The organism is Ruegeria sp. BHSA123 (assembly GCF_059613425.1).
Map to the genome: position 1 here is coordinate 1 of NZ_JBXWSL010000084.1, position 9,143 is coordinate 9,143.

7 protein-coding genes are annotated in these 9,143 nt (G+C 54.5%); 2 read left to right on the top strand and 5 right to left on the bottom strand.

What is annotated here, in order from left to right; translation table 11 throughout:
• Window positions 1-147: 147 nt before the first annotated feature.
• Window positions 148-1,206 carry an ABC transporter ATP-binding protein gene (locus tag AC2FNC_RS18775; protein WP_480519838.1) on the top strand — a complete coding sequence of 353 codons (1,059 nt, stop codon included), beginning with the start codon at window positions 148-150 and terminating at the stop codon, window positions 1,204-1,206.
• A 243-nt stretch (window positions 1,207-1,449) separates the two neighbouring features.
• Entirely contained in the window at window positions 1,450-3,663 is a 2,214-nt protein-coding gene (locus AC2FNC_RS18780) for an NADP-dependent isocitrate dehydrogenase (protein WP_496716248.1), read from the top strand.
• Window positions 3,664-4,053: 390 nt separating this feature from the next.
• Here the strand turns inward: AC2FNC_RS18780 and AC2FNC_RS18785 are convergent, their stop codons facing one another.
• The 5 genes from AC2FNC_RS18785 to AC2FNC_RS18805 form a co-directional block, all read right to left on the bottom strand.
• On the bottom strand, window positions 4,054-5,037 hold the full coding sequence (locus tag AC2FNC_RS18785; protein WP_496716250.1) for a glycosyltransferase family 2 protein: 984 nt from the start codon (window positions 5,035-5,037) through the stop codon (window positions 4,054-4,056).
• Window positions 5,038-5,279: 242 nt separating this feature from the next.
• Window positions 5,280-6,386 (bottom strand): peptidoglycan-binding protein LysM, encoded by a 1,107-nt coding sequence (locus AC2FNC_RS18790; RefSeq protein ID WP_480494212.1) that lies wholly within the window; start codon window positions 6,384-6,386, stop codon window positions 5,280-5,282.
• Window positions 6,387-6,429: 43 nt separating this feature from the next.
• Entirely contained in the window at window positions 6,430-7,692 is a 1,263-nt protein-coding gene (locus AC2FNC_RS18795) for a type 2 periplasmic-binding domain-containing protein (RefSeq protein WP_480477122.1), read from the bottom strand.
• 21 nt (window positions 7,693-7,713) lie between these two features.
• The gene (locus tag AC2FNC_RS18800; protein WP_480477124.1) at window positions 7,714-8,496 is read right to left on the bottom strand and encodes a PP2C family protein-serine/threonine phosphatase; all 783 of its coding nucleotides are present in this window, start codon (window positions 8,494-8,496) and stop codon (window positions 7,714-7,716) included.
• 3 nt (window positions 8,497-8,499) lie between these two features.
• Window positions 8,500-9,143: FHA domain-containing protein (locus AC2FNC_RS18805; RefSeq protein ID WP_496716251.1), on the bottom strand; the 644-nt coding region annotated here is incomplete at its 5' end.

The following is a 9,143-nucleotide window of genomic DNA, read 5'->3' on the forward strand; positions in this document are numbered from 1 at the left end:
CGGCTCGACCCAGCGAATGGATTTTGAACAACTCGAGGCATGGGTGCCTCGTGTGCGGCGGGTGGCTGAACAAATCAGCACCGAGGCGCAGGCATGGCGTTTCCCTGAAACGCGACCAGACCTCGGCAATGACAGGATGCAAGCGACATGACAGGTGTAACCCTGAACCAAGCAATAAAGCGGTACGGCCAGACGCAAGTCATTCACGGCATCGACTTGCAGATCGAAGATGGTGAGTTCTGTGTTTTCGTTGGCCCTTCGGGATGTGGCAAATCCACATTGCTACGGATGATCGCAGGTTTGGAAGAAACGTCGGAAGGCAAGATCCACATAGGAGCGCGGGACGTAACCCATATGGACCCGGCCAAACGCGGTGTGGCGATGGTCTTCCAGACCTATGCGCTTTATCCGCATATGACCGTGGCGGAAAATATGGGCTTTGGGCTGCGCATGAACGGTGTCCCAAAGGCCGAGATCACCAGAAAAGTGCAGGAAGCCTCGAACATTCTGAAACTTGACCAGTATCTCAAACGCAAACCCAAGGCTCTGTCTGGTGGGCAACGGCAGCGGGTTGCTATTGGCCGTGCCATCGTTCGGGGCCCCGACGTTTTCCTGTTTGACGAACCCTTGTCCAATCTGGACGCCGAGTTGCGCGTGGAAATGCGTGTTGAGATCGCGCGCCTTCATCAGGAAATCGGTGCGACTATGATTTACGTAACCCATGATCAGGTCGAAGCCATGACCATGGCCGACAAGATCGTCGTGCTGCGGGATGGTCGTATCGAACAGGTCGGGGCTCCGATGGATTTGTACCGCGATCCCGACAACCGGTTTGTCGCAGGTTTCATCGGTTCGCCAGCAATGAACTTTCTGGAATGTGACTATGGGGATGGCCATGTCTCCCATCCCGCGCTAGGCAAGCCGTTGCCCGTTTCTGCAACTATCCCCTCGGGTCGGACGAAAGTGACATTGGGCATGCGGCCCGAACATATTCAGATTGACCGTTCGGCCGATACTTGCACCGTGGATCTGACCGAAGCTTTGGGCGGCGTGTCCTATTCCTATTTACGGACACCAAATGGTGATAAGCTGATCGTTGAGGAACGGGACGATCAGCGAAGCAGAACCGGGGACCGGATCGGCATCGCCCTACAGCCAGAGCGTGTGATGTTTTTTGATCCAGAGACCGGGCAACGGTTTCGTTAATCACGACCTTCCAGCCCAAGGGCAGTCCTCCCAGTCCCAAGAGTTTCACGACACATAATCTGACCCGTGGCAAAACGCGCGGGCAGATGTGATTGATTCCTAGTCAAACGTGATTTAAGGGAAGCCCTGTCAAAACAGAGTCACCCAGGGGCTGTATCGTGATTTCGCCCCTCTCGCGCCACGCAATTGTGGTTGCAACTCTTGGATAGCACGCCCCGAAAGGCTTAAAAAAGGTAAAAGAATATGGCAGATAAATCGAACTTCGACATATTGTATACCATTGTAGACGAAGCGCCAGAACTGGCCAGCGCCTCGTTCCTGCCCATCATCCGCAAGTTCGCATCTGCTGCGGGCGTTCGCGTTGGCACCAAAGATATTTCCCTTGCGGGACGCATTCTGGCAGCATTCCCCGAGAACCTTACTGACGATCAGCGGGTAAGCGACGATCTGGCTGATTTGGGCGAGCTGGTGAAGACACCTGATGCCAATGTCATCAAGCTGCCGAATATCTCTGCCTCGGTTCCACAGTTGGTTGCGGCCATCGAAGAACTGCAATCGCAGGGTTACGACATTCCGACTTACCCGGCAGAGCCTGCAACGGATGAGGAAAAGACGATCCGCGCTCGTTATGACGCGATCAAAGGTTCCGCTGTTAACCCGGTTCTGCGCGAAGGGAACAGTGACCGCCGTGCGGCGCGTGCCGTGAAAAACTATGCCCAGAACAACCCGCATTCGATGGGCGAATGGGCGTCGGACAGCAAGACCAAAGTGTCGTCCATGCCGGCCAATGATTTCTATGCAAACGAGATTTCGGCCACCATCACCGCAGCACAAGCAGGCGATGCGACAATCGAATTTGAAGGCAAGGATGGTGACGTCACCGTTCTGAAAGACGGCTGGTCGCTGGAAGAAGGGACCATCGCCGACGCGACTTTCATGTCGGTCAAGGCACTGTCTACGTTCCTTGCAGATGCCATTGAGGACACCAAGAAAGACGGGACCATGTTCTCGCTGCATATGAAAGCCACGATGATGAAGGTTTCAGACCCGATCATCTTTGGCTATGCGGTCAAAGCGTGGCTGGCCCCCGTGTTTGAAAAATTCAGCGCGGAACTGGATGCGTTGGGTGTGAACCCAAATTCAGGCCTGGGTGCATTGCTGGAGCGCGTACAGGGTCACGCCGACATCATGACGGCCATCGACGCGATCAAGGCGGACCGCCCGTCCATGTATATGGTGGATTCGGACCGCGGAATCACGAACCTGCATGTCCCATCGGATGTAATCATTGATGCCTCAATGCCTGCAGTGATCCGCGCCGGGGGTAAGGGCTGGGATGAGACGGGTGCCAAAGGTGACACCAACTGTGTGATCCCTGATCGCTGCTACGCGACCGTCTATGATGAGGCCATTAAGTTCTTCAAAGCCAATGGCGCGTTGAACCCGTCCACTGCCGGAGCCGTGGCGAACGTGGGCCTGATGGCTCAGAAAGCCGAGGAATACGGTTCGCACCCGACAACTTTCGAGGCACCGGCGGATGGTACAATCCGCATCGTTCTGCCCAATGGTGAAACGTTGCACAGCCACGGTGTCGAGGCCGGCGATATCTGGCGCGCCTGCACCGTCAAAAAGGCGCCAATTGAGAACTGGATTCAGTTGGCCATGGACCGTCAGCGTCTGACCGGTTCCGAGGCGATTTTCTGGTTGGACGCAAACCGGGCCCATGACGCAGAGCTTATCAAATATGTCAAACCGGCGCTTGAGGCCGCTGGCGTGGCCGACAAGTTCCTGATCATGGCCCCACGCGAAGCGACTCGTCAGTCGTTGGAGACGATCACAGCAGGTAATGACTCGATTGCCATCACCGGCAACGTGCTGCGGGATTATCTGACTGACCTGTTTCCAATCCTGGAACTGGGTACCTCGGCCAAGATGCTCTCCATCGTCAAACTGATGAACGGTGGCGGTTTGTTCGAAACTGGAGCTGGTGGTTCGGCGCCCAAACACGTGCAGCAGTTGGTCGAGGAAAACCATCTGCGCTGGGATTCGATGGGTGAGTTCTGTGCATTGGGTGAATCTCTGAACTTCCTTGCCGATAGCAAAGGCAACGAAAAAGCGGGCATTCTGGGTGCAGCGGCCGAAGCGGCGACGCAGGGTATTCTGGACAACAACCGCTCACCCAGCCGCAAAGTTGATCAGCCGGACAATCGCGACAGCCACTATTGGTTTGCACGCTACTGGGCTGAGGCTTTGGCCGCCCAGTCCGAAGATACGGAACTGGCTGCCGAGTTTGCATCGCTGGCCAAGGATCTGGCCGTCAACGAAGGGCAAATCCTGTCGGAGTTGGCCGCAGCGCAAGGTCAAGCTGCGGATTTGGGCGGTTACTATCACACCGATCCGGCCAAAACGGCAGCGGTTATGCGGCCCAGCACAACGTTGAACGCAATCATCGGCTAATCGCTAACGGCAAAACAGGTGATCCTTTGCCTGTTCAAAACACGGAAAGGGACCGGCACAGTTGTGCGGTCCCTTTTTTGTATCGTCGACACTGTCACGGAAAGTGGGTTGAGAAAAGTATTATGCATTTACAATGCTTTATAATGAATTTGTTTGTACTTACGGGATTCCCCTAATAGCACGGCAGCTCTGACTGTTTTAAACCTTGGATAACACAGAATTTCACTGGTGATGCCTCAGGGCCTTATCACTCACTCAGAGAATGACCAGCATTTGGGGTGCTGGTCATTTCATTTTGGTTCTCAGAATTTGCTGGGCAGCCAAGCAGTTCAACCATGGTTGAACACGAACACTATATCGAGTGCTCACAAAAATACTGGAGACTGGGTCTTAGCCAACGCGCCGGGGTTCTGGGTTGGCAATCGGCGTCTGTGTTCTTTTCGTTCCGTACGCTGCAACACCTTTGTGTCGCAGATAAGACAGGCGACGCGCCTCACGCCGGGCAAGTGCCAGAGATTCCAGGATCAGCGCGCACACGATTGACAGCATGGTTCCGACAAAACCGGATACCGCGACAACCAAGGACGGAATTCGGTCAACTAAGCCAGTTTCCAAAAACTCGCGGAAAACCGATACGAACACGAACAGCGAAGGTAAGAATATCAACAATGCCAAAGACAGGAAGAACGCGATTGGCTTTTCGTCTTTGATCAAAAGGCCAATCATTTTGAGAATTCGCCACCCATCTGAATATGTGGCCAGTTTGGAGTTTGAATCCGGAAGCCGTGAGACATATTTTGTCTCTACTTCTCCAATCGGCATACGCATCTGCATCGCGTGCACTGTAAGTTCAGTTTCAATTTCGAAACCGTTGGAAACCGCTGGAAAGCTTTTGACAAAGCGTCTGCTGAAAACACGATAACCGGACAGCAGGTCGTTGATTTTGCTGTTAAAGAAGAATTTCACCAGTCCGCTGAACAAGGCGTTTCCAAACTTATGACCCCTACGATAGGCTTGAATGTCCTCGTTAACACGCGCGCCATTAACCATATCAAGGTTTTGCGAGACCAGCAGATTAATCATGTCAGGTGCTGCCATACTGTCGTAGGTCGCATCCCCGTCTGCCATAACGTAGACATCCGCATCTACGTCAGCAAACATCCTACGGACAACGTTGCCTTTACCCTGATATGTTTCAGAATAGACCAGCGCGCCAGCGTCTTGCGCGATTCTGGCTGAGCCGTCCGTGGAATTGTTGTCGAATACGTAGATTACCGCCTCCGGCAGGGCGGCGCGAAACTGCTTGACAGTTTCACCAATGGCAATCGCCTCATTGTAACACGGTAAGATAACAGCAACCTCCAGCCCCGGCAATGACGCCCGTGTCAGAGATCCGTTTCTTAATTTCAAGGCAGCCTGTATCATACGTAACTCAAGCTCGCTCGGGTGTGTCATTTGAAGGAAAATTGCACTTCATTCCCAAGATGCTGCGCGCATGAGGCATTTCTGAAGCAGATAAATGGCCGAATTTTGGCATCCGATTGAAACGCCCTGATAATTCAAAAAAAATGGGCCGGTTCAAGTACCGGCCCCAAAGTTTCAGCTGAACCAAGGGATCAGTTCGAAGCCGCGTTCAACTTTGCGTTTTGCTCACGCAGCGTATCCGAGATGATCGCGTACCATTCACCGGATTGACGCATTTCGATCAGACCCTTGTTCATCATCGCGATGTATTCGCGCGCGAACGGGTTGGTGCGATGCGCAAGGAAGCTCATCGACGACAGTGTAGACACATAGGGGTTCTCAACGATGTCAGCCGAAGTCAAACCCATGTCTTTCATTGTCGATGCGAACAGATCAACTTCGAATGCCGCAACATCTGCGGTTCCGGTCAATACAGCGTCAAGGCAATCACGGGCCGAGCTCGGTTGAACCACAGTCGTGTTCTCGCGGTTCAGTCCCTGTTCTTCCAGAACAACCATGCTCCAGCCTGCCATACGGCAAATAGTCGAACCTTCTAGGTCCTTGAAGCTGGTCGCGCTTGCGTATTCGCTTTCCGGCAGTGTGAAGAAGCCACCGACGATATCGTAAACCGGGACGGAAGCTACGAATTGAGTGCAGCGAGCTTCGGTTTCCGGGGACCATTCGTATGTACGATTGGTACAATCCGGAACGGTCCATGCAATTGAAATATCGAAGGCACCAAGCGGCAACAGTGTATCCAGATGCGAACTCCAGTCGTCGACAAAGCTGACTGAATACTCACGGCTGTTTCCGGCCCGCTGAAGGCTGGTCGTTGCCAGGCGGGTCATGATGCCCCCGCCGTTCAGAGATTCGGTTGTGAACGGTTCCCATCCGTTACCCGCCACCATCTTGATCGGCGGCGCATAGACATTCGAGCGCTTGACGCTGGCTGCGCGCTTTTCTTCAGCAGCGATGATTTCCTGCGCGCTTTGGCCGTTCGGCAGGCTGCCGTCTTCACAGGGTAGGGCCAGCACCAGCCCAGGATTAAGAGACCCTGGGTTTGTGATAGCGTTCCTGTTCGCGTTGAAGATCGGCTGGTAGTTCGAGGTGCCATAGGCGGCGATGGCGATGGTTGCCAACGTGTCGCCGTCTTGCACTGTATAGTTTGTACACGCTTCCTGTGCAGCGGCAGCACCCGCGCTCAGAGCTGTGATGGCGGTTGCCGACAGCACTAGTTTCTTAATCTTCTCGTTAAACATTTCCACTTCCTCCAGACTTTTGTTTGTCAGGCCAAACATGGCCTTATCCATTTTCCATTTGATGGCGCAGGGCGGTCGAAACGATGTCGCGCCATTCGCCAGACTGCTGCATGATTGCCAGACCCTGATTCAGCGTCTCCAAGATCGCTTCCCCATCAGGATTATCTTTATGGGTCATGACATTAAGCGACTTGATCGCCGCCAGGTTGGGGTTTTCGATAATCCGGTGTTTATAGCCAAGCCGCGCGATGGCTTCCTCGGCCAGATGCGCCTCGATTGCCACGATATCGGCGGTTCCGTTCATCACAGCGTGAAAGCAGTCGTCGGGCGACGTGGGCCGCAGCAACTTGATGACGGGTTCGTAAAGGCTCACCGCGTCCATATGAGACAGCGACCAGCCTTCCGGGCGGCAGATCGTTGTTCCGGCAAAGTCTGCATATGTCAACGTTTGTTCGTACCCCGATCCGTCGCGAGCAAAGAATGTATCCACGACCTCGTAGAACGGGTTCGAGAAATTGTAGGTCTCACACCGGTTGCGGTCGCTTTCGGACAGCGCTTCTGCATCTTCGCAATTTGGGCGCGACCAGGGGAAAGTGCCATCAAAAGCAAGTGTTGGCATCAACAGATCCAGATGCGACGACCAATCGTTCACGAACTGAATTTTATACGCTTGTTCTGGCGCGGCCCGCAGCATCGCTGTCTCAACCAGTTGCGTATAAAGCCCCCGGTTGGGCAGCGCTTCGTCTGTAAACGGAGCGTAATTGCCGCCGGTGATCAACAGCAACTGACGATCACGAATTTCAGGGCGCGTTTCAGCGTTAGCATTTCTGATCAGTGCGGCGGCTTCCGAGCGGGCTGCCTCAATCTCTTCTTTTGCTGCGGCACGTGCAGCCACGACCGCATCTTCACTCGCCTTCTTTGCCTCAGCTTCTGCCGCTGCAACGCGCGCTTCCGCTTCGGCCACGGCTTTTTCCGCGCGTTCTTCGGCAGCTTTTACCAGTTCCGAGGCCATTTCCGCTGCCAGGCGTCCGGCTTCCGTGTCGGGCAGCTCAGGTGCGCGCCCGACATCTTCCAGACATGGCAGATTTAAAACGTCACCAATACGAATGATATTGGGGTTTGTGCCGATAACATCCCGGTTCGCATCGTAGATTGGCCGAAAATCTTCGGTCGCGTAAACTCGGATTGCCAATTCCCGCAGGCTGTCGCCGCGCTGAATCTCGTAGCTTGAACATGCCTCTTGCGCTGACGCCGCGCCGGTGGCGGCGGCAAGGGCAAGGCTTGATATGATAAGGTGTTTTCTCATGGGTCCTGTTGCTTTGCCTGGTTATTTTCTGGTAAGTTTCGCGACTGCGATCGACAGATTGTCTTGATCGGGATCGTCCTTGGCCTGGACAGCCAGTTGCAAGGCTTCGGCGATTTCCTGTGCCAGATCTTGCTGGTGTTCACGCAGAATTTCCTGAATCTCAGCGTCGCTGAGATACTGAAGCCCGTCACTGCCAAGGATCAGAATATCAGCGGGTGACACGATCAGCGGGTCTTCTGGGCAATCCACTTTTGGAATGGCACCCCCCATGATCACCGACGTCAGTTGGTTTCTGTCCAATCCCCGTGCTTCAGCTTCCGAAAGCTCACCCGCGGCCAGTTTTGCGTCGATCACGGGGGCCATCGAGTGGTCTTCGTTCACCTGTGTCAACCTGCCTTCGCGGAACAGGTAAAGGGGGCTGTCTCCGATCGATATCCTGAACACACGCTGACCCAGAAAGAGGACACCCAACAAGGTGGAGCCCATGTTGAAACCCTGGCCCTGTGCCTCGTTATGGTCGGATATCGCTGCATTGGCTTGCATGGCTGCCAACGGCAGCGCGTCAATTGCGGCTCCTTCGTTTAAGGTATCGGCTTCTAGCTCGCTATCCAGCGCGTTCCGCCAGGCGGTAATCACCATTTCTGAAGCCACTTCGCCCGCCTCGTGGCCACCCATACCGTCAGCGATCGCAATATAGCCCGCGTCCGATGCATCGAACATGCGCGCAGCAATCGCGTCTTCCTGCGTTTCCCGCTGACCCTGGTTCAGGATCAGTGCAACATCATATGCCGGAGTCGCCAGCATCTATCAGGAATCCCGCCAATCAAAACCTTCATCGCAGAAGGCCATAAATCGGATTGAGGTTTCACTGATGCGGATCAGATCACCGCTGGAGAGCGCGATTGTGCTTAGAACGGGTTTACCATTCAGGCGAACAAGGTTGGCTTTTCCGCCATGCCCCAGATAGCATTTTCGATCTTCGGGGTCATAAGCAATAACGGCGTGGTTCGAACGTGAAATACCCGTGTCGCCGAAATCCAGTTGGATCGCCTGGTCATCGTTTCGACCGATTTGCATCAAGCCTTCGGTCAGGGTGATGCTGGCGCCCCGTCCGGGACCTGCCGTCACCACCAGCCAACCAACCGGGAAAGTTTCCTGAGCGGCTTCGGTTTTTGAGACGGGTTCTGATGTTTCAATCAATTCCTGAACATGCGTGTCCGCACGCTCAAACCCAAGGAACGTTGTTTTGACCCGCGAGCGACGGTCTTCGGCCGGGGCGGCAGGCGTGGGTTGAGTCTGTACGGCAACCTCTTCTTCCAAAGCCGGTTCTTGCACGGATGGGGCTGCAACCTCAGCTTCCACCGCTTCCGGCGCGCTCATTTCCACTACATCCAGAGGCAGCGTATCTTCATCCGGTGTTTCGGCAGGTTCGTCGGCTACATGCAAAGTGA